The sequence below is a fragment of the Frankia sp. R43 genome (assembly GCF_001306465.1).
Classification (GTDB): Bacteria; Actinomycetota; Actinomycetes; order Frankiales; family Frankiaceae; genus Parafrankia; species Parafrankia irregularis.
Map to the genome: position 1 here is coordinate 187876 of NZ_LFCW01000009.1, position 21347 is coordinate 209222.

General features: G+C 71.3%; 18 protein-coding genes. 9 read left to right on the top strand and 9 right to left on the bottom strand.

Going from position 1 to position 21347, the window contains the following annotated elements:
- A complete protein-coding gene (locus tag ACG83_RS32900) occupies positions 1-1407 on the bottom strand; it encodes a selenium-binding protein SBP56-related protein (protein WP_083473783.1) in 1407 nt (468 codons plus the stop codon).
- A gap of 260 nt (positions 1408-1667) precedes the next feature.
- Between ACG83_RS32900 and ACG83_RS32905 the strand changes: the two genes are divergently transcribed.
- Positions 1668-3104, top strand: a complete 1437-nt coding sequence (locus ACG83_RS32905; RefSeq protein WP_054570153.1) for an FAD-binding oxidoreductase — start codon at positions 1668-1670, stop codon at positions 3102-3104.
- Positions 3105-3144: 40 nt separating this feature from the next.
- On the opposite strand, the gene ACG83_RS32910 is transcribed toward ACG83_RS32905, so the two are convergent.
- The 3 genes from ACG83_RS32910 to ACG83_RS32920 all read right to left on the bottom strand — a co-directional run bounded on the left by ACG83_RS32910 (position 3145) and on the right by ACG83_RS32920 (position 7256).
- The gene (locus ACG83_RS32910) at positions 3145-4854 is read right to left on the bottom strand and encodes an ABC transporter permease (RefSeq protein ID WP_054570154.1); all 1710 of its coding nucleotides are present in this window, start codon (positions 4852-4854) and stop codon (positions 3145-3147) included.
- Positions 4851-5969, bottom strand: coding sequence for an ABC transporter substrate-binding protein (locus ACG83_RS32915; RefSeq protein WP_054570155.1), 1119 nt, complete (start codon positions 5967-5969; stop codon positions 4851-4853). The genes ACG83_RS32910 and ACG83_RS32915 overlap by 4 nt, the downstream gene beginning before the upstream one ends.
- A gap of 207 nt (positions 5970-6176) precedes the next feature.
- The gene (locus tag ACG83_RS32920; RefSeq protein ID WP_054570156.1) at positions 6177-7256 is read right to left on the bottom strand and encodes an isopenicillin N synthase family oxygenase; all 1080 of its coding nucleotides are present in this window, start codon (positions 7254-7256) and stop codon (positions 6177-6179) included.
- A gap of 322 nt (positions 7257-7578) precedes the next feature.
- Here ACG83_RS32920 and ACG83_RS32925 point away from each other — a divergent pair, with 322 nt between their 5' ends.
- The 3 genes from ACG83_RS32925 to ACG83_RS32935 all read left to right on the top strand — a co-directional run bounded on the left by ACG83_RS32925 (position 7579) and on the right by ACG83_RS32935 (position 11230).
- Positions 7579-8340 carry a helix-turn-helix domain-containing protein gene (locus ACG83_RS32925; protein ID WP_054570157.1) on the top strand — a complete coding sequence of 254 codons (762 nt, stop codon included), beginning with the start codon at positions 7579-7581 and terminating at the stop codon, positions 8338-8340.
- A gap of 179 nt (positions 8341-8519) precedes the next feature.
- The gene (locus ACG83_RS32930; RefSeq protein ID WP_200931424.1) at positions 8520-9602 is read left to right on the top strand and encodes an isopenicillin N synthase family oxygenase; all 1083 of its coding nucleotides are present in this window, start codon (positions 8520-8522) and stop codon (positions 9600-9602) included.
- A gap of 359 nt (positions 9603-9961) precedes the next feature.
- Positions 9962-11230, top strand: coding sequence for an endonuclease/exonuclease/phosphatase family protein (locus ACG83_RS32935; RefSeq protein ID WP_083473822.1), 1269 nt, complete (start codon positions 9962-9964; stop codon positions 11228-11230).
- A gap of 54 nt (positions 11231-11284) precedes the next feature.
- Here the strand turns inward: ACG83_RS32935 and ACG83_RS32940 are convergent, their stop codons facing one another.
- Positions 11285-12184 carry an NAD(P)-dependent oxidoreductase gene (locus tag ACG83_RS32940; RefSeq protein ID WP_054570159.1) on the bottom strand — a complete coding sequence of 300 codons (900 nt, stop codon included), beginning with the start codon at positions 12182-12184 and terminating at the stop codon, positions 11285-11287.
- A gap of 94 nt (positions 12185-12278) precedes the next feature.
- The gene (locus ACG83_RS32945) at positions 12279-12842 is read right to left on the bottom strand and encodes a MarR family winged helix-turn-helix transcriptional regulator (protein ID WP_235498342.1); all 564 of its coding nucleotides are present in this window, start codon (positions 12840-12842) and stop codon (positions 12279-12281) included.
- A gap of 126 nt (positions 12843-12968) precedes the next feature.
- Between ACG83_RS32945 and ACG83_RS32950 the strand changes: the two genes are divergently transcribed.
- Positions 12969-14483 (top strand): MFS transporter, encoded by a 1515-nt coding sequence (locus ACG83_RS32950; protein ID WP_054570160.1) that lies wholly within the window; start codon positions 12969-12971, stop codon positions 14481-14483.
- A gap of 231 nt (positions 14484-14714) precedes the next feature.
- Here the strand turns inward: ACG83_RS32950 and ACG83_RS47185 are convergent, their stop codons facing one another.
- From ACG83_RS47185 to ACG83_RS32965, 3 genes are all read right to left on the bottom strand, one after another.
- Entirely contained in the window at positions 14715-14873 is a 159-nt protein-coding gene (locus ACG83_RS47185) for a hypothetical protein (protein ID WP_235498343.1), read from the bottom strand.
- 191 nt (positions 14874-15064) lie between these two features.
- Positions 15065-15472, bottom strand: a complete 408-nt coding sequence (locus tag ACG83_RS32960; protein ID WP_054570161.1) for a nuclear transport factor 2 family protein — start codon at positions 15470-15472, stop codon at positions 15065-15067.
- Positions 15473-15598: 126 nt separating this feature from the next.
- Entirely contained in the window at positions 15599-15913 is a 315-nt protein-coding gene (locus ACG83_RS32965) for a hypothetical protein (RefSeq protein WP_054570162.1), read from the bottom strand.
- Between the two features lie 92 nt (positions 15914-16005).
- On the opposite strand from ACG83_RS32965, the gene ACG83_RS32970 reads away from it, so the two are divergent.
- The 4 genes from ACG83_RS32970 to ACG83_RS32985 all read left to right on the top strand — a co-directional run bounded on the left by ACG83_RS32970 (position 16006) and on the right by ACG83_RS32985 (position 21316).
- Positions 16006-17220, top strand: a complete 1215-nt coding sequence (locus tag ACG83_RS32970; RefSeq protein ID WP_054570163.1) for an amidohydrolase family protein — start codon at positions 16006-16008, stop codon at positions 17218-17220.
- A 7-nt stretch (positions 17221-17227) separates the two neighbouring features.
- Complete coding sequence (locus ACG83_RS32975) at positions 17228-17683, top strand: Zn-ribbon domain-containing OB-fold protein (RefSeq protein ID WP_235498344.1); 456 nt, start codon at positions 17228-17230, stop codon at positions 17681-17683.
- Positions 17680-18870: a lipid-transfer protein gene (locus tag ACG83_RS32980; RefSeq protein WP_054570164.1), complete on the top strand. Its 1191-nt coding sequence runs from the start codon at positions 17680-17682 to the stop codon at positions 18868-18870. The genes ACG83_RS32975 and ACG83_RS32980 overlap by 4 nt, the downstream gene beginning before the upstream one ends.
- 94 nt (positions 18871-18964) lie before the next feature.
- Complete coding sequence (locus ACG83_RS32985) at positions 18965-21316, top strand: CoA transferase (RefSeq protein WP_054570353.1); 2352 nt, start codon at positions 18965-18967, stop codon at positions 21314-21316.
- The last annotated feature ends 31 nt before the right edge of the window (positions 21317-21347 follow it).

Here is a 21347-nt window from a genome sequence, read left to right on the forward strand (position 1 = left end):
TCAGGCGAAGCAGTAGGAGTCGGACGAGGCATCGCCGGCCTCCAGCCGGATCTGGTGCACGCGTCGGCCGCGGAAGTCGGCGCCGTGGGGGAAGAAGCGGACGTCCGGGCTGATCCCGCCCGCGTCCACGTCCGCATCGAGGCGCGCCATCCACGCGCCGACGCCGTCCGGGTAGAACTGGTCGTCCCACGCCGAGTACAGCGAGTTCGTCAGGTAGACCCGACGTCCGTCCCGGCTGATCTCGACCATCTGCGGCCCGCCTGCGAGCGGCTCGTCCGGGGCAGCCGGATGAGGGGTGCGGCGCGTGATCCCACCGAGGCGCACCGACCCGACCTCCCGGGGTGAGAACGGGTCCCGAACGTCGAACTGCTTGAGCTCTCCGGTTCCCCAGCAGGACACGTAGAGCCAACGGTCGTCGACGGACAGGTCGATGTCGGTCACCAGGGCGGGGACCGCGCCGAACGGGCGAATGACCGGTGGCAGATCAGCCGGGTCCGCGGGTTCGGGCGGAATCGTGATGACCTTCCGCGCGGCCCACCCGTCACTGTCTCGGTACCACAGCCACACCGACGCGGAAAGATCCGTGACGTTGGTGACGACGCCGGCGAAGCCGTGGGAGGCGCGCGGATCGTGGGCCGGGCGCACCTCCAGCACCATCTGGTTGTCGTGCCCCAGATCGACGGTCTGCAGGTGCTTACCGCTGCCGAGGTCCCAGAAGTGCAGAGCGTGGCCGTACTTCCGGCCGAGCAGGAGCTCGGCGTTGACCCCGTCCTCGATCATTGACGGCGTCCCCCACTCGGAGGTGACCGCCACCCCCTGCGTGAGATGCCACCACAGGTCGTACGCCAGGTACTGCGGGCCGCGGTCCTGTTCCCAGGGGCCGACCACCTCGAACGTGTCATGATCGAGCAGCGCCACCCCGCCGGGCCCGTCGGCGCCGTCCGCCCCGCCCAGCGCCGACAGGTACAGACCATGCGGCCCGCAGTGGACGGTGTGCGGCCGGGAGTAGCCGGCCCTGGCGGCGAGCTCGGCCGCCTCGATCGTGTGCACCAGGCGCGGGCTGCGTGGATCCGGCCGGGTGTCCAGTACATGGATCCGGGAGGACCGCAGCCCCGGCACGACGAGATAACGTCGCTCCAGGCCGCCGTCATGCCCGTGGTGCTCGTGGCAGAGCGCGCTGCTGCACGCGTTCCAGCCGAAGTGGTGCAACTCGTCGCGGAGCCCCGGCACGTCGGCCCAACCGACGATCTGGCCGTAGGACGACGAGGTGGAATCAACGTCGACCACGGTCATTGCATCCGATATGGCTCCTTCCGGATCGAATGCCGCGACATAGGCCAGATGTTCCGGCGGGGCCGCCGCAGCATCGCCCGGCGAGCGGTAGAAGGTCGGATCCGGGTTGCTCACAGCCACTCCTCGATCAGGACAACGGGGCGGTCCAGCTCGTCAGGCCAGCTCGTCAGATCGTTCGATCACATCCGTCCGCGGTTCGAGATCGGCCCATCCAGCTACCTCATTGCCCCGTCTGAAATACCGAAACCGGTGACTGGACCTGACGTGCCGGCACGCTTTGCGACCATCCGGTCGTGGCGCGAGTCTGGAGAGGTGGGTGACGCAGACCGGTGCTTACCGGTGAGCACCGGTAAGCACGAGGGGAGGGACGCGCCATGTCGGCACAGGTGCTTACGCTGGAAGGCGAGCGGCAGACGCTTTCGGACGAGACGGTCGAGGAGATCCGCGCTATCTTCCGCGGGGAGGTTCTGACCGCGGGCGACGCCGGATACGACGACGTGCGGGTCATCCAGAACGCCATGCTCGACCGCAGACCAGGGCTGATCATCCGGTGCACCGGGACCGCTGACGTCGTCGACGCCGTCCGTCTCGCCGCAACGCGAAACCTGCTCGTCGCCGTCCGCGGCGGCGGCCACAGCATCGCCGGTACCTCCACGGCCGACGACAGCCTGATGATCGACCTGTCGGCGATGCGGGGTGTCTGGGTCGACCCGCAGCAGCGGCGGGTGCGGGTGGCTGGTGGTGCCACCTGGGGCGATGTCGACCGTGAGACGCAGCTGCACAGGCTCGCGGTACCCGGTGGGGTCGTGTCGACCACGGGGGTGGCCGGCCTGACGCTCGGGGGCGGAATCGGCTGGTTGCACCGCAGGTACGGGCTGGCCTGCGATGCGCTGCGTGCGGCCGAGGTCGTGACGGCCAGCGGCGACGTCGTGCGGTGCAGCGCCTCCGAGCACGAGGACCTGCTCTGGGCGCTGCGCGGCGGGGGCGGCAACTTCGGCGTGGTGGCGTCCTTCGAGTTCGAGGCCTATCCGCTCGGCCCGGTCGTCTGGAACGGCATGGTCGCCTACCCGATCGAAGACGCCGCCGAGATGCTCCCCCGCTGGCGGGACTGGACGTCCACCGTCCCCGACGAGGTCACCAGCCGTGCCATGCTGTGGTCACTGCCGGCGGCGCCCGCGCTGCCGCCCGCCGTGCACAACCGCGACGTGTTCATCGTGGCCGCCGTGTACGCGGGCGATCCGGACGAGGGCCGGCGGGCGTGTCGGGCGCTCGCCGAGTTCGGCCCGCCGCTCGCCGACATGAGCCAGGCCCTGCCCTACCGGGCAGCGCAGTCCTCCCTTGACGCCTTCTTCCCGAAGGGCGGGTTGCAGAGCTACTGGAAGTCCGTCTACCTGGACCGCCTCGACGAGGACGCGACCGCGTTCGTGGCCCGCGTCGGCCAGAACCGTCCGCATCCGATGACCATGGTCCACGCGCCTCTCCTGGGCGGCGCCATGGCGCGGGTCGGGCCGACGGAGACCGCGTTCGGCGATCGCAGCGCCCGGTACATGCTGAGCCTCGACGGAAACTGGCTGGACCCGGCCGACGACGGCGCGAACATCCGTTGGGTGCGCGATGCCTACGACGATGCCGTCAGGCTTCGGGCCGCGTCGGGCACCTACCTCAACTTCGGCGGTGACGCCGACCTCGACGACGCCGCCCGGGCACGGGCCTGGGGAAGCAACGTCGAGCGCCTTCGACAGGTCAAGCGCCGTTACGACCCGGAGAACCGCTTCCGGCTCAACCCCAACATCCCGCCTGCCGAGAGCTGAGCCGACGCGCTGTCTCGTGAGCCTCTCACCCGCGATGCCGTCAGGAGATGCCGAGGCGGCGGTGGCTGAGGCGTTCGAGGCTGGTGACGGCCGCGTTGGCGAGCACCATGACGAACGTGGTCAGCACCACGGCCGACCACAGCTGGTCGTACTTGTAGGTCGCCGTCGAGCGCAGCATCAGGAAGCCGATGCCGCGCCCGGTCGCCAGCCACTCGGCGACGAGCGCGCCGATCAGTGCCCGCGGTGCCGAGATCCGGGCCGCGCTGAGCAGCGCGGGCACCGACGTCGGCAGCTGGGCCTTCACCAGGATCGCGAACCGGCCACCGCCGGACGCACGGATCAGGTCCACCATCGGTCTGGGCGTGCCGCGCACCGCGTCGAGCACGGTCACCAGCGTCGGGAAGAACACGATGATGCCGGCGATGACCACGGTGGCGGTCAGGCCGCTGCCGAACATCGTCAGCATCAGCGGGGTGAACACGGTCAGCGGCACCGACTGCAGCAGGATCGTGGCCGGCATCAGTGCCTGGCTCGCGGCCGGCCACAGTGCCAGCAGCGTCACCAGCGCCATCGCGATGGCGGTTCCGGCGACGAAGCCGATCGCCGCCTCCTGCAGGGTGGTCCCCAGCGCGCTGAACAGCTCGGAGCGGTGCTCCCCGGCCTTCGGCGCGCTGACCATGTACTCCCAGACGTCCACGGGAGTCTTGGCGACCAGGTCGGAGAGGTCGAAGACGATGATCAGACCCCACCACAGGCCGACGACGACGGCGGCGGAGGTGACCGCGGCGCCGGCGGTGCGGGCCCAGCGCAGCGGCGCCGGCCGGTCGGCGTTGCGCCGGCGCGCGTCGGCGTCCGGGTCCAGCGACGGGGTCAGGTCCACCGTCTCGCCCGCCCACGGGGCGACGAGCCGGCCGACCAGACCGGTAAGAACGTAGCCCGCGCCGGCGATCACGGTCGCGACCAGGGCCAGCGCCCAGGTGAGCGCGAGGTCCATCTGCTGCTGGGTGGTGATGATCGCGTTGCCCAGGCCGCGGTCCGCGCCGAGGTACTCACCGAGGATCGCGCCGAGCATGGCCGCCGGTGCCGCGATGCGCAGGCCGGCGAACAGGCTCGGCAGTGACGCGCGCAGCCGTACCCGCAGGGTCTGGGTGACCGGGCGCCCGCCCGCCGCGTGCACCACGTCGAGCGCGGCGCGCGGAGCGGTGCGGACACCGAGCACCCCGGCCAGCAGCGTGTTGAAGAAGACGCTGAGCGCGGCGATCGCGACCGAGGCGCCGTTGCCGGGCAGCAGTGCCTGCAGCACCGGCCCGATCGCCATCGCCGGCAGGCAGTAGACGACGACCGAGATCCGCAGGATGGGCCGTTCGGTGCGGGGCAGGAACGCCCCGAGGAGCACGAGGGCGACCGCGGCCGCGTTGCCCCACAGCCATCCCTTGAACGCGCCGGACAGGGTCGCGCTCGCGTTCGAGCGGACCATGTCCCCGTTGTCGGCGAGCGCGGTCACGACGGCGCGTGGGCCGGGCACGTAGGCGGGCTGCCAGGCACCGACCAGCGCCCACAGCGCGACGACACCGACGAGTGTCAGCGTCGGCGCGAGCAGCCGGGCCCGGACGGTCCGCCCGACGGTGCCGAGCCACTGGGTCGCTGCCGAACCGCTGCCGGGGCTGCCGCTGCCGGGCCTGCCGGGGCGTGTGGGGCGGCTGGGGCTGGGGCCAGGGCCGCTGGACGTGGCCGCGCTCGCGACGGTCACGAGGCGGGGACCGCCGGCAGCCCGGAGATCAGCTCGGGGGACTCCTGGTAGATCTCGTCGAGCAGCGACAGGTCGAACAGGTCGGCGGCGTCGATCTCGTACCCGGAGGCGGCCAGCGTCCTGATGTTGGTGTCGACCAGCGCGTCGCTGACCGTCAGCAGTCCGGCGGTCCTGGTGCCCGCGGTCAGGATCAGGCCGTTCTGGACGTCCGCGACCTTGGTGACGACGTCCTTGTTGAGGCCGGCGTCCTTGGCGTAGGTCTGCAGGGTCAGGTCGACGCCGCGGCTCGGCGTGGTCGCCTGGGTGACCCAGCCGGAGATCTCCGCCTTCAGCGCGGCCTTGAGCTCTTCGCGCCGGTCGGAGATGGAGGAGTCCTGCGCGATGTAGACCTGCGCGACGAGCGGGTAGCCGTTGTCGGCCAGCAGCATCGTGGTCACCTGGTGGCCCTTGGCCGCGAGCGTGATCGGCTCGTTGGTGACGTAGGAGAACCAGCCGTCGACCTCGCCGGTGGTCAGCGGCGTCGGGTCGTACTGGACGGGCACGGCCGTGACGTCATCGGCGTCGATGCCGGCCGCCGCCAGGAACGCCTCCCAGACGGTGGTGTTCACGGCCTGCACACCGATCTTCCTGCCGACCATGTCGGCCGGCCTGCTGATCGGCGCGGAGGTGAGCGAGGTGATCGCGTAGCTGTTCTTCTGGTAGAGCGCGCCCACGATCTTGACCTTGGCGCCGTTGTTGAGCCGGGCAGCCGCGACCTGGTCGGGGGTGGAGGCCACACCGAGGAACGCCTTGCCGGTGCCGACGTCGGTCGGTGACGGGGTTGCCGACGGGCCGCCGGGGATCAGCGTGACATCACCGAAGCCCTGCTTGCCGTACAGGCCATCGCTCACAGCAATATAGGTGCCTGCGAACGCGACGCCCTGGGTGTAGGAGAGCCGGAAGCTGATGTCGCCGTAGTCCGCCGGGCCGGTGGTCGCGGCCGAGCCGGTCGAGGTGGTGGCGGTGTCGGAGTCGTCATCCGAACAGGCGCTCAGCACGGTGGGAACTGCCAGGCCAAACGCCGCAAGGCCCACCCCACGGCGGAGGAAGGCGCGGCGGTCGGACAGCGTCGACATGGGTTCTCCTGGGAGGGGTGATGGGGCGTCCGGGATGGGATCGGCGCCGTGGGACGAGCGGGCGTGGTGTCGACGGGTCGGCGCGGACGTGTGTCCCGTCGGCCCTGCATCTGCTCAGCTCATTGCATGAAGCAATATTAAGGAGGCCTGTTTCCGGATCGGTCCCCGGTCGTTGCCGGCCGGTTTCCGTCTGTGTGGGCCGCCGGCTCAGCGGGTGAGTGCGCCCGTTCGCTCACCGAGCGTGGACGTCGCCGTCGTCGGGCGGTGCAGCCGCGGGGCCGCGAACTTCGCGGCCAGGTGCTCGCCTGCGACCACCGGCGGGTACTTCGGCGGGTCGTCGGCGCCGGTGCAGGTGGGCAGGCACTCGACCCGGGCGTCGTAGTTGCCGTCGTGGAAGAACGCGATCGAGCGCCGCCGGGCCACCCTGTCGGCCCGCGGGACGGGCAGCACCACCCGGTGCACGGTGGAGGCCCAGTGGTCGTTGGTCCACTGCGCGAGCAGGTCACCGAGGTTGACCAGGAAGGCCCCGGGCCTGGGGATGACCGGGTGCCACCCGCCGTCCGGGCCGACGATCTCCAGGCCGGGCACCTGGTCGCCGTAGAGCACGGTCAGGATGCCGTAGTCGGTGTGCGCACCCATCCTGGCCGGCTCACCGGCCGCCGCATCCGCATCCGCGGGCGCGTCGCCGGCTGTGACGTTCCCGCCGCGCGGGGCGGTGCGGTAGAGCAGCGCGCGCAGGGTGTCGGTGGAGTGGTCGGTGAACGCGTCGAAGTAGTTCTCGGGCAGGCCGAGCGCCACCGCGAAGATCGCGGTGAGCCGCCGGGCCAGCCCGGAGACGGCGGCGAAGTACGCGGTGAGTGCGGGACGCAGGCCCGGCGGGTCGGTGGGCCACAGGTTCGCGGCGAACACCCCGTCGCGTTCCCGCTCGTACACGGGGTCACCAGCGGGCCAGCCCTCCGGGCCGATGTTGAACGCCTCGAAGGTGTCCGGCTCGGCGTTCACACCGAGGCTGTAGGCCAGCGACTCCGCTTTCGGCGGGCTGTACCCGCGGTTGGTCATGACGTCCGCGGGGACGTAGCCCAGCTTCGTCTCGGCCGGCAGCGCCCAGAACGCGTCGAGCTCGCGCAGCGCCGAGTCGATCACCACCGGCTCGACCCCGTGCCCGACGATCTCCAGGAACCCCACCCGGCGGCATCCGTCGTCGATCGCGGACGCGATCTCCCGGCGCCGGCGCGGGTCACCGTCGTGCAGCCCGCCGATGTCCACCACCGGGACCAGCTCGGTCATGCGACGCTCCCTCTCCTGGTCGGTGGATGTCACCGCACCAGCGGGAGTGAATATAGGCCACACCTATAACAATCGTGAGAATTTCTTGTCACATCGATCAGATCAAGGTGGAGCCGCCACCTACCATCAGTAGCCAGCTGCCAGGCTGGCTGGCGCTCCCCGGGCCGCCCGCTCTCCCGGGCGGGTCCTGCGCCGCCCGCTCCGGCGGCGGGCTCCGGCGGGGGGCCCGTCCAGCCGGCGGCCCCGTCCGGCATGGCACGATCGTGATCACGCCCGGGTCGCATTCCCGGCATCCGACCCGGCTCGTCTGGAGGACACCCGCATGGCCGCACGCCCACGCCCCTCGGCGTCGGCCCCGCCCCCGCGCGACAACCCCACCACCAGTGCCACCACCAGCGAAAACGCCGGCGACGACACTACCGGCGCCATCCCCGCCCAGGCGGCTCCGGGTGCGGCAGCTGCGGCAGCGGGCGCTGCGGCGGCGGGCGCGGGCGGGTCGGCGGGAGGCGGGCCGCAGCCGGCCATGCGCGCCATCGGCACGGCGATCCGGGCAGCCCGCCGGCGGGCCGGGATGCCGATGACCGTGCTGGCCGAACGGGCCGGCGTCAGCCAGCCCTACCTGAGCCAGCTGGAGAACGGGCGCAACAACCCGAGCATCCAGACGCTCTACCGGATCGCGAACGCCCTGGAGCTCTCCCCGCAGGACCTGCTCCCCTCGGACGCCGACGATGTGGTCGTGACCAGGGCGGGAACGGCGGCCGGCACGACGATCGAGGACCGGCCGGACGCGGCCTTCGCGCGGGTGCTGGTCGGCGCGCCCAGCAAGCTCATCCAGGTCCAGGAGGTCACCGTCCGGGCCGGCGGCTTCCTCGGGGACTGGTTCGAGCACGACGGCGAGGAGTTCGTCTACCTGCTCGAAGGCGAGGTCGTCATCGAGCTCCAGGCCGACCGGACCGAGCACCTGCGGCCGGGCGACGCGATCTGGTACGCCGCGACGACCCCGCACCGGTGGCGCTCGGTCGGTGCCGGCGCGGCCCGGATCCTGGTCATGTCCGCCGCCGTCCCGCGCGGCCGCCCGCACTGACTGGCCGCCCGCACCGAGAAATCCGCCCGTTCGTAACGGTCCGGTGAAATCCCGCACCGTTGCTTGCCCTCGAGCCCGTCCAGGGCGTGTATTGCACTGAGCAATGGCGCGGAGCGGGCGTCAACCCCCGGCCGACCCGTCGGCCGGGTAGGGGTAGCCAGGCGGAGCAGGAGGCTTCAGTGTCCGAGGCAGTGACCGCACCCAGTACGACCGACGCGGTCGTGGTGCCCGGGTACGTCCCGGTGATCGACTTTTCCGGGGCGACCAGCTCGGACCCGGCACGGCGGGCGGCGGTGGGCGCGGCGCTCGACGAGGCCTGCCGGACGTCCGGCTTCTTCACGGTGGTCGGCCACGGCATCGACCCGACGCTGATGGAGACGGCGATCGACGAGGTCCGCACGTTCTTCGAGCTGCCGATGGCGGCCAAGGAGCGCTACCTGGCGGCCAAGGGCGACCCGACGCTGCGCGGCCTGCGGGTCTGGCACAACCAGGGCGCCGGCTACGACCTGGACACGATCAACCTGGAGGGGTTCGTCGAGGACCCCGACTCGCAGGAGTACGCCCGGGCGCGGCGCCCCGACATCTGCGAGCTGTTCACGATGAACCGCCTCGGTGAGCCCGGCGTCGCCGAGGGCGCGGGGCTCGGCGAGCACTTCGACGTCTGGTCGAAGCCGAACGTCTGGCCGACGGAGGTCGAGACGATGCGCCCGGCCTGGCTCGCGCTCTACACCGAGCTGGAGCGGTTCGCCCAGACCACGATGCGGATGTTCGCCCTCGGCCTCGGGCTGGCCGAGACGCACTTCGACGGCATCATCGACGAGCACCTGACCAACCTCTGCGCGAACTACTACCCGGCGGTCCGCGGCGAGGTCGGCCCGGAGCAGTTCCGCAAGATGCCGCACACCGACTCGGGCACCGTGACCATCCTCTACCAGGACGTCCGCGGCCTGCAGGTGATCGACCGCCGCAGCGGTGAATGGGTGGACGTGCCGTACGTCCCCGGCTCCTACGTGGTGAACATCGGCGACCTGATGGCGCTGTGGACCAACGACCGGTGGGTCTCGACGATGCACCGGGTGCTGGTGCCGCCGCCCGCCGACCGGTCCGTCCCGCGCATCTCGATGCCGTTCTTCCACCAGCCGAACTGGAACGCGCTCATCGAGTGCCTGCCGACCTGCCGGGTGGACGGCGAGGCGCCGAAGCACGCCCCGGTGCTGTCCGGCGAGTACCTCGAGTACAAGGTCATGCCGCTGGCCGCCTGAGCGCCGGGGCCCGGCCGCAGGCGCGACGCCGCGTTGGCGCCCGGCCTGGGGGTGGCCCCGCAACGCACGGCGAGCCTGCCGAACCTGGTGGCCACGGCCCCGGGCCGATCGCCGAGGCGTAAGCATCCTGGTTTCTCACGGTCCGTGGCAGTTCATCTTCGCTACCTAGGCTACGCAGCGCGCAGCACCGGCTGCGCAACGACTCGTGGCCGGGCTCCGACGTCCCTCAGCGCACCTGATGGTGTTCACCGGCCTGCCCAAGGTATGGAAAGGGCTCCGTGAACCGGCATCATCGCAGGATCATCCGTGCCGTGACCGCCGCCGCGGCCGGTGCACTCGTCGTCGGCGCGCTGGGCACCGTGGCGGGAGCCAGCGCGGCGGGGGCCTCCTCCCCCACGTCCATCGACGGCGCGTTCACCGGCGGCGCGTTCACCGGCGGCGCGTTCACCGGCGGCGCGTCCGCCGACAGGGCGGGCAGCGGCGCGACCCTGCGCGTCGCCACCTTCAACGCCTCGCTCAACCGGGCCGCGGCCGGCCAGCTGCGGACGGACCTGTCCACCCCGGACAACGCCCAGGCGAGGACGGTCGCCGAGATCATCCAGCGGACCCGCCCCGACGTCCTGCTCATCAACGAGTTCGACCACGACCCGGTGGCCGCGCGGCTGTTCAACGACAACTACCTGGGCCGCGGTCAGGGCGGCGCCCAGGCGCTGCGCTATCCGTACTGGTACATCGCCCCGAGCAACACCGGCGTCGCCTCCGGCTTCGACCTGAACAACGACGGCCAGGTCGTGACGACCCCGGGCGCCGCCGGCTACGGCGACGACTCCCTCGGCTTCGGCGCCTTCCCCGGGCAGTACGGCATGGTCGTCTACTCCCGGTTCCCGATCGACACCGGCGCGGTCCGGACCTTCCAGAACTTCCGCTGGAAGGACATGCCGGGCGCGCTGCTGCCCGACGACCCGGCCACGGCGGCACCCGCCGACTGGTACTCGCCGCAGGAGCTCGCGGCCTTCCGGCTCTCCTCGAAGAGCCACTGGGACGTCCCGATCCGGGTCGGGCGCGAGACCGTGCACCTGCTGGCGAGCCATCCCACCCCGCCGACGTTCGACGGGCCGGAGGACCGCAACGGGCGGCGCAACCACGACGAGATCCGGCTCTGGGCCGACTACATCCGCCCGGGTGCGGCCTCCTACCTCTACGACGACCGGGGCCGTCGCGGCGGGCTGAAGCCGGGAGAGCGCTTCGTCATCGCCGGGGACATGAACGCCGACCCCCTCGACGGGGACAGCGTGGCCTCCGCCGCCACCCAGCTGCTCGACAGCCGCTGGGTGAACAGCACGGTCATCCCGACGAGCACCGGCGCCGTCGAGGCCGCGGCCCTGCAGGGCGGTGCCAACACCACCCACCGCGGCGACCCGGCCCAGGACACCGCCGACTTCGCGGACACGGCGCCGGGCAACCTGCGGGCCGACTACGTCCTCCCGTCACGGACCCTCGCCGTCACGGGTGCGGGCGTGTTCTGGCCGCCGTCGTCGGACCCGCTGTCCCGGCTGACCGGCGTCTATCCGTTCCCCAGCTCCGACCATCGGCTGGTGTGGCTGGACGTCCGCACTCCCCGCCACTGACGGCGAGGACCCACGGCCCGGCCCGGCCCGGATCCCAGCTCCCGGCTCCGTCCGTCAGTCGGCGGCGGGGCCGGGGTCGGCCCGGGGCGTCTCGGCCCGGCGAAGGCGGATGACGGCGGTGGCGTCGAGGCCGCCGTCGCCGCGCTGCTGGGCTGCCGCGTAGTCGGCCTCGGCCCGGGTCGCGAACGGTAGCGGGATATCCCGGCGGGCCGCCTCGGCCAGGCAGATGCGCAGGTCCTTGCGCATCCAGTCGACGGCGAAGCCGAAGTCGAACTCGTCGCGGACCATGGTGTGGCCGCGGTTGTTCAGGTACCAGGAGCTGGCCGCGCCGCCGCCGACCGCGGCCAGCACGAGATCGGTGTCGAGGCCGGCCGCCATCGCGAAGTTGAGGGCCTCCGCGGCGCCGGCGATCGCCGAGGCGACCAGGATCTGGTTGACCATCTTCGTCAGCTGGCCGCTGCCGACCGGGCCGATGCGGGTGATGGTGGCCCCGTAGGCGGCGAGCACCGGCCGGACGGTCTCCAGCACGGCCGGGTCGGCGCCGCACATGATGCTCAGCCGGCCGGCCTCGGCGCCCGCCTGCCCGCCGGAGACGGGGGCGTCGACGAAGCCGACACCGGCCTCCGCGGCCCGGCCCGCGATCTCCACCGCCAGCTCGGCGGAGGTGGTCGAATGATCGACGATGGTGGCGCCGGACCGCAGCGCCGCCAGCGCACCGGCCGGCCCGGTGAGCACCTCGCGGACGTCGTCGTCGGCGCCGACACAGACGCAGACGACGTCCGCGCCGGTCGCGGCCTCGGCGGGGGTGGGTGCGGAGCTGCCCGGGTACCGCTCCACCCACCGGCGGGCGGTCGCCTCGGTGCGGTTGTGGACGACGGTGCTGAAACCGGCCCCGGTCAGGTGCCCGGCCATGGGGAAGCCCATGGTGCCCAGGCCGATGAAGGCCACCTTCATGTCCGCGCGCTCCTGTCCGTCCCCGTCACCCGTCCGCCCCGTCACCTGTCAGCACGTGCCCCGATGCCGACCGCACCGGCCGCACCGGATGTGTTCACAGTGCGCGCAGCAGGGTCCGCAGGATGTCGTCGAGATTCTCGCGCTGCTCGGCGGTCAGCGTGTTCGCCAGCCGGGTGAAGTTCGCGATGTGCTCGGCGAACGCGGCGTCGATGGCGACGCGCCCGCTGTCCGTGAGGCCCACCCGGAAGCTGCGCCGGTCGGCCGGGTCCAGCCGGCGTTCCACCAGGCCGGCGGTCTCCAGGCGGTCGAGGCGGCTGGTGATGCCGGCCCGCGACATCATCAGCTGCTCGGAGAGCTGGGAGGGGATCAGCACACACGGCGGACCGGACGCCCGCAACGCGCCCAGCACCTCGAAGTCACCGAGCGTGAGGCCGTGCTCCTCGAGCGGGCGGTTCATGGCCGTCGCCAGGGCGCCGACGAAGACCTTCATGCGCGCGAAGAGCGCCATCGCGCTCAGATCCAGATCCGGACGCTCGCGCTGCCACTGCTCGACGAAGTCGTCGACCTTGTCGGGCGTCGGCCCGCCAGCGCATACGTCCGTCGGCTCCCCAGGGCATATGTCCCACCCAGCGTCCACGACACGAGTGTATTTGATCACCGCCCGCCCGCCTAGAAATTAGTTTGGTCCGGTACTATTCGGTGACGTACTGTTCGGCTGCCAAGCATCCCGGCCGCCTCGGTGGCCACTCCGACAGATCACCCCCAGACATCAGGAGAGATCTTCGTGACCGCATCCACCGACGTCGCCGGCGGCGGCTCCCCGACCGCCGCGGTCGGGTCACCAGAGCCGGGGGCGCACCTCGACCCCCGCCGCTGGGTCGCGCTCAGCGTGATCGCCGTCGCCCAGCTGATGGTCGTGCTGGACGCCTCGATCGTGACCATCGCGCTCCCGCACGCGCAGGCCGACCTGGGAATCTCCACCGCCGACCGGCAGTGGGTCATGACCGCCTACACGCTGGCCTTCGGCGGCCTGCTGCTGCTCGGCGGCCGGATCGCCGACTTCCTCGGCCGCAAGCGGATCTTCATCTGGGGCCTGATCGGGTTCGCCGGCGCCTCGGCGCTCGGTGGCGCGGCCCCGAACGCCGAGCTGCTGTTCGCGGCGCGGGCCCTGCAGGGAGCCTGCGCCGCACTGCTCGCGCCGGCGGCGCTGTCGCTCATCACGGTGACCTTCACCGAGGGCAAGGAGCGCGCCCGCGCGTTCGGTGTCTACGGCGCGATCTCCGGCGGCGGTGCCGCGATCGGCCTCATCGTCGGCGGGCTGCTGACCGAGTACACGTCGTGGCGGTGGTGCCTGCTCGTCAACGTCCCGATCGCGCTGGCCGCCGCGGCCGCGGCGCTGCCCATCGTGCGGGAGAGCAAGGCCGAGGGCACGCCCAGCTACGACATCCCGGGCACCGTGACGGTGACCGGCGGTCTGCTCGCCCTGGTCTACGGCTTCACCGTCGCCGCCGACGACGGCTGGGGATCGGGCAAGACGATCGGCCTGCTCGTCGGCGCGTTCGTGCTGATCGCCGCGTTCGTCGTGATCGAGGCCCGGACCGCCAACCCGCTGCTGCCGCTGCGGGTGCCGCTGGAGCGCAACCGCGGCGGCTCCTTCCTCGCCTCGATGCTGATCGGTGGCGGGCTGTTCGCGATGTTCCTGTTCCTCACCTTCTACTTCCAGCAGACACTGGGCTACAGCGCGCTGCGCAGCGGCTTCGCCTTCCTGCCCTTCAGCGCCGGCATCATCTTCTCCGCCGGGATCGCCAGCCAGCTCCTGCCCCGGACTGGCCCCAAGATCCTGATGGTCCTCGGCAGCGCGCTCGCCGTCGGCGGCCTGGTGCTGCTGACCCAGATCGGCGTCGACACCGGCTACGCCAGCCACGTTCTCCCGGCCGAGCTCTTGATCAGCTTCGGGATGGGCCTCGCCTTCGTGCCGATGTCGAGCGTGTCGCTGCTCGGTGTCGCCGAGCATGACGCCGGTGTGGCCAGCGCACTGGTGAACACCACCCAGCAGGTCGGCGGGTCCCTCGGTGTGGCGCTGCTGAACACCGTCTACGCGACGGCGGTGACCGACTACCTCACCAGTCACGGCACCGGGCCGGCCGCGCAGGCGCAGGCGGCGGTCGAGGGCTACACCACCTCGTTCGTCTGGAGCGCGGTGATGATCGGGCTCGCCCTGATCACCGTCCTCTTCCTCGTCCGGGCGGGCCGGGACGACATCCCGCAGGGCGAGGGGGTCCCGATTCACGCCGGCTGAGCGGCAGCCGGAAGGCCCTCCGCGGCCCCGGGCCGGGCGACCTGCAGGTCGCCCGGCCCGGGGCCGCGGCCGTACGCGCTGCCTGTGCGGCCGGTTCCGCGGAACCGGCCACCGGCCACCGGCGGCACTGCCCCGCAACTGACCCCGCATCTGTTCATCTCGTCGTTCGCGCAGGCCCACTTCGCGCCGGCCCACCGAGTCCGCTCGCGACCCGCTCCGCGGACCGTGCCCTCAGGACCTGTAACGACGCGGGTTGCTCGTGCCGCAGACCAGGCACACCAGCCAGTCCCGGCGCCAGCCGTCGCTGTCGTCCGACGGTGCGCTGACGACGTTGGCCTCCTCCTCACCGCAGAAGAAGCAGGTTCCCTCCTCACCCACGAGACGTCGCATCGCGGTCAGCGCTCCGCCTGCCCGGGGCTGGTAACCGACCCAGTCGCAGTGCCGGCACTCCCACCACCGTTCGGCCCTCGGTCGCGGCGCGAAGCCACCCCAGTTGCTGCGCTGGTGAACAACCTCCAGCCAGGTCAGCGTCCGGGAGCACCGCGGGCACCCCGGACCGCTCCCCGCACCCGGCTTCCCGTTCAGTCCTGGATCAGACTGTCGAGAGCGGCCGGATTGAACGAGTAATGGCAGCGCCACTCGACGATCTTGCCGTCTCGATCCAGTCGGATCGAGTCAGCGCCTGCCTTGACCTGGCCGTCCGTGAAGCTGCAGGTGTAGACGAACACGACCGTCTGAGTACTGACGAAGGACGACTGGATCGCGTAACGGATGTCCGGGACGCGACGCATCGAGTCGTCGATGTATGCCCGGAAGGCCTCGTAGCCCTGGATCGTCACCTTCTCGGGGTCGCCCGTCAGGCGGGGCACGAACGGCGAACTGAACACGATGTCCGCGGCGACCGGCGCCATGACGAGGTCGAGGTCGTACTGGTTGAACCCGTCCTCCCAGTGCCGCTGGAGTTCCACCACAACCTTGTCTTCGACCATGCCGGCACGCTAATACCCGCGAGGCAGGCGCACAAGAGATGAGTGAATGTTCGCTCCGGCTGGAATGATGCCCGACCTGACGGGGATGCCGGCCGCGCTTGCCAGCCCAGGGCGGGCAGCAGTGAGTTAGTGGCCGCAGAGCAGTCGCATGTTCTCGTAGGCGAAGATCATGATGTCGTTCGGGTTGTCCACGGCGGCGTCCTGGTCGACGATCTCGTCCCAGTGGTCGATGACGTCCTCCGCAGTCGGCGGTTCCTTCGAGATCCAGCCCTGGGCAGTGGTGATGGTGGACCGGGCGAACCGGCCGCCCCAGGCACCCAGAATCTGGCCGGTGCAGGGGCAGGTGCGGTGCGCGAGTACGGCCACCATCGGGCCGACTACCTTCGCGAGGAGATCGAGCGCCATCGCCGCGAGCGGCCGGATGATCTGCTCACGCCCCACTGACCCTTGACAATAAAGTGAGCATATACTCACCATGTCGCTATCGGAAGGGGTTCCGCAGTCGCAAGGTCAGCCCGCGTGAGGAGCAACGCATGAGCATCGACGCCGCGCAGACCCGCCCGGACCCGGGCTACCAGCTCATCGACGCCGACAACCACTACTACGAGCCGTACGACTGCTTCACCCGCTTCATCGAGCCGTCGTTCGCCGACCGTGCGATCAACGTGCGGGTCGATGCCAGAGGTCGCGGCAAGCTGTACTTCGGAGAGCGCCAGTTCCGCTTCATGCGGGTGATCCAGACCGACTACATCGGTGCGCCCGGGTCGCTGCGCTCGATGCTGGACGACCCAGACAGCAAGGAGGGCTTCGTCCACCACGAGGTCATCCGCGGCTGGGACTATCCGGACATGATGCTGCGCGATGCGCGGATCGCGAAGATGGACGAGCAGGGCGTTCAGGCCGGGCTGATGCTCGGGACGGCGATGCTGCAGGCCGAGAACGAGCTACACGACGACATTCCGGCGTTGTACGCGAACATCCGCGCCTACAACCGTTGGCTGGACGAGGAGTGGGGCTTCGACCGGGACAACCGGATCATCACCGCGCCGATGATCTCCCTGATGGACCCCGAGCGGGCCGTCACGGAGCTCGACAAGGTGATCGCCGCGGGAGCCCGGGCCGTCGTCATGAAGCCCGGTCCGCTGTGGGGGCGCTCGCCGGTCGACCCCAGCTACGACGGGTTCTGGGCCCGGCTGCAGGACGCGGGGGTCAAGCTCGTCTTCCACAGCACCGACCCGCGGTATCTGGCCACCCTCGGCGTCCAGTTCGGGGAGTCGCCGACGCCGCCGCTGCAGGGGCAGACGCCGTTCCAGTGGTACCTCGTCTCCGGTAAGCCGGTTGCCGACACGCTGGCGTCCTACGTCCTGAACAACCTGTTCGGGCGGTTCCCCGGGTTGACCATCGTCGCGTTGGAGTGCGGGATCAACTGGGTTGTCCCGTTGCTGCACGACGTCGACCACGCCGCCCACATGGGGCGCAAGGGGTTCTGGCCGGGCGGCGAGGTGACCGGGCGACCGAGCGAGGTCCTGATGGAGCACCTCTACGTATCGCCGTTCTACGAGGAGGACGTCGTCGGTCTTGTCGAGGCGATCGGGCCGGACCGGGTTCTGTTCGGTTCGGACTACCCGCATCCCGAGGGTGTGCTGTGGCCCACGGAGTGGCTGAACAAGCTGGACGGACTGAGCCCCGAGGCCATCCGCATGATCCTGCGCGGGAACGCCGCGCGCCTGCTCGGTCTGCAGGACTGACCGCGCGGTGGTCGAAGAGGTCAACCGGCCGGTAGGGATGCCCGACCCCGTGGTGGCCCCGGTCAATGAGCAGCTGTGGCGCGCGGCCGCGGCCGGCCGGCTGGAGGTGCAGCGCTGCACCGGCTGCGGCGCGCACCGCTATCCGCCCACCGACGGCTGTTATCGCTGTACCTCGCGGGAGTGGGGATGGTCGGCTCTGCCCGGCACCGGCACCGTCTACTCCTACATCTGGGTGCCCGACCGGGCCCGGTCGGCTGGCCGCGATGAGCCGGTGCTCTACAACGTCGCGGTCGTCACGCTGGATGCGACGCAGGGAGATCCCGTGCGCATCCTGAGCAACGTGATCGATGCCTGGCAGCAGCATGACCTGCAGGTCGGCCAGCGGGTGACCTTCGCGTCCGTGCCCTTCACCGCGGCCGAGGCAGCGGAGATGGCACTGCCCTGCTTCCGGATCCTGCGGTGAGCGGCTTCCTCCGGGATGCCGCCTGCATCGTGGGGATCGGGCATTCGCGTTACGGCAAGGCCGGCGAGCTGGCGCCGCTCGGACTCACCCGCATCGCGCTCGACGCCGTGCACGAGGCCTGCGCGGACGCCGGGCTCGATGTCCGCGACATCGACGGGTTCGCCGGCTACTGCGACGACCCGACCGTGCCGTCCGATCTGGCGGTCGCACTCGGCACACGGGAACTGCGCTACGCCGGGATGACCTGGGGCGGGCGCGGGTCGGGGCTGCCGGGAGCGGTCGCGGGGGCCTACGCGGCAATCGCCACCGGTCTCGCGGACTACGTCGTCGTCCTGCGATCGATCATTCAGACTGCCCGGCTGGGTCGATCGGTTGCCGCCGGTGTGCAGCCGGGGCAGGCGATCCCGCTGTCGGCGTCCTACAGCGCGCCGTTCGGCATGGCGCTTCCAGCGGCGATCTACGCGATGAAGGCCCGCCGGCACATGTCCCTGTACGGCACCACCACCGAGCATTTCGCGCAGGTCAGTGTCAACGCGCGGCGCAACGCGGCGAACAACCCCGAGGCCCGCTTCCGCAAGGAGATCACCGTTGCCGAGCACCAGGCGTCCCGGCTGATCTGCGACCCGCTGCGGCTGCTGGACTGCTGCATGGAGTCCGACGGTGCCGCGGCGGTCATTCTCACCACCCCGGAACGGGCCCGGGACCTGCGCCAGCCGGCGGTCGTGGTCAGCGCGGTCGCGGCAACGGGCGAGTACAAATGGGCCACCGCGTCGTTCAACACCATCGACGAGGACTTCGTCAGCACAGGTCACCGCCGCGCTGCCCGCGACTTGTACACCCGCGCGGGGCTAGGGCCGGCGGACGTTGACGTCGCGCTCATCTACGACGGGTTCACACCCTCAGTGATCATGAGTCTGGAGGACTGGGGCTTCTGCCCCGTCGGGGAGGGCGGTCCGTTCGTCGAGGACGGCGGGATCTTCCGGGAGGGCAGGCTACCGGTCAACCCCCATGGCGGGAACCTCGCCGAGGTGTACCTGCAGGGCATCACGCACGTCCTGGAAGGCGTTCGCCAGCTGCGCGGGACAGCCGTCAACCAGGTTCCCGGCGCCGAGGTCGCCCTCTACGCGTCCGGTGTCGGTGCCTCGCCGGGCGGCGGGATCCTGCTGCGCGCCGGACAGGGCGGATGACCCTCGCGGTCCCACCACGTCCGGCAGAGTAAGTGAGCGTTTTCCAGCTTCGCGACGTCCGTCGCGGTAGCTGAGGTGACTGATCGGAGTGGCGATGGAGTTGCGACCGATCGACGACGCGGCCGCGTTGTCCGGGCTACGTGTGGTGGACATCTCGCTGGGGACCAGCGCGGTCGGATCAGGCCTGGCCAGCAACCTGCCCGGAGTGCTCCTGCGTGACCTGGGCGCGGAGGTGACGCGGGTGCGGTCGGCGCACCGCTCGACTCTGGACACGGGCGTCGACTTCGAACGGGTCTGGCAGCGCGGCACCACGGTGATCGAGGTCGATCACGAGTCTCCGGAGGCCGCACCGAGAATCCTCGCGCTGGCGGCCGAGGCCGACGTGGTGTTCCTCTCCGGCCCGGAGGAACTGCTGGAGGGGCGCGGGATCGGCTACGCCGAACTGGCCGCCCGCAACCCGCGGACCGTCGTCGGTCGCGTCCGGCCGACGCACACCGCGCGCGGGCCACTGCCCGACCTGGAACTGCTGGTCGCGGCCCGCGCCGGGCTGCCGACCCAGATCCGCGGGCACCGGGGCGGGCCGGCGTTTCCCGACCTCGCCGTGGCCAGTGCCGGCGCCGGACTGGCGGTCACCGTGGGGGCGCTGGCGACACTGTACGAACGGGAGACGACCGGTGTCGGTGGGTGGGTCGAGACGTCCCTGGCCGACGGGCTGCGCGCCATCCTTCCGATGATCATCGGACGGGTCGAGGTGTCCTCGCCCGCGACCGACCTGCTGTGGCGCAACCAGGGTCCGGCGGACGGCTTCGCCTACCGGTGCGCCGACGGTGACTACATCCAGCTGTGGTTCGGAGCCAAAGGCGCCTACGAGGCGTTCCTTCAGGAGATCGGCGACGAGCCCAGCGAGAAGGGCTACACCGCGGACCTGGTCAGCGGTGCGCTCACCGAACGCGGCCGGCGCTGGGCGGCGACGTTCGCCACTGCGGAACGGGCCGACTGGCTGGACCGGCTGTCGCGGGCCGGGATCCGCTGTGAACCGGTCCTGCGGCCGGGCGAGGCCCTGACCGACCCGCATGTACGGGAGACCGGCCTGAGCGTCACCGCGGATAACCCCGACCTGGGACCGGTCACCGTGCTCGGGCCGGTGGCCCGCGTCACCGCGACGTCCACCCCCACGGCGGCTCCCGCCGATGCTTCCTACACCGGCGGCGTCGCCGACACCGGCGCCAGGCCCGGCGCGAGCACGCGCCTGCTGTCCGGAGTGCGGGTACTGGACCTTGCCGCCTACCTCGCCGGCCCGGTGACCGCGCAGGTACTCGGCGACCTCGGCGCCGACGTGGTGAAGGTCGAGCCGATGTCGGGCGACGTGCATCGCAGCATGGAACCGATGTTCGCCGCCGGTCAGCGCGGCAAGCGGGCCGTGGCCGTCGATCTCAAGGCCCCCGGGGCAGCGCAGGTCCTGGAAGGGCTGTTCCGGTGGAGCCACGTCCTCCACCACAACGCGCGGGTCGGGCTCGCCGACCGTCTCGGCTACGACGAAGCTACCGTGCGGATGTCCAATCCCGATGTCGTCTACAGCCATTCCAGCGGGTTCGGGCCGACGGGACCGCGAGCACTGCTGCCGGCGAACGACCATCTGATGCAGGCGTTGTCCGGCGTCGAGGCGGGCCAGGGCGGCGCGGACAGCCCGCCGACCTTCATGGCCTGGGGCGCGATCGACGTCACGGGCGGCTGGCTTTCCGCGTGCGCGGTGATCGCCGCTCTGTATGCCCGCAAGCGCTCCGGGGCGGGGCAGTCGGTGTCCACCTCGCTGCTGGGTTCCGCGCTCACCCTGAAGTCCGGTGCCTATGTGCGCGGCGGCACCGCCGTCGGCGGTCCGGTGCTGGATGGGGAACAGACCGGCTACGGCGCCGCCTATCGGCTCTACCAGGCCGGTGACGGGGAATGGTTCGCGCTGGCCGTGCCGGATGCCGGTGCCTGGGAGCGGCTACGGCAGGTGGTCGCGATCTCCGGACTGCCGGACGCGCCACCGCCGCTGCGGCGGGCCGGCGAGGGGCGCCAGGACGCCGAACGCCTTTTGGAGGAGGTGTTCCAGGCGGAACCCGCGGAGGCCTGGGTGCGCAGACTCACCGCGGCTGACGTGCCCGTCGAGGCGGTCGCGCAGGTGGACCGGCGTGGTTTCGTCGCCCGGGTCCTGGACGATCCGCTCACCCGGCAGTCCGGCCGGGTCGCCAGCTTCGACTGGGGCGCGCGCGGTCGCACCGAGACGCCGGGCTGCCAGTTCGGTGTCGGGCCGACGCCACGCCCGACAGGACGCCCGGGAATTCCCGGGCTCGGCGAGCACACCGCCGAGGTGCTCGCCGAGCTGGGCTTCGACGCCGACGCGCGGGCGGCACTGGCAGCCTGCCGCACAGTGCGGTCCGATGGCCGTGACGGGATTCGCTAAGGGGACGCCGTCCCGGCCGAGGCTGCCGGGC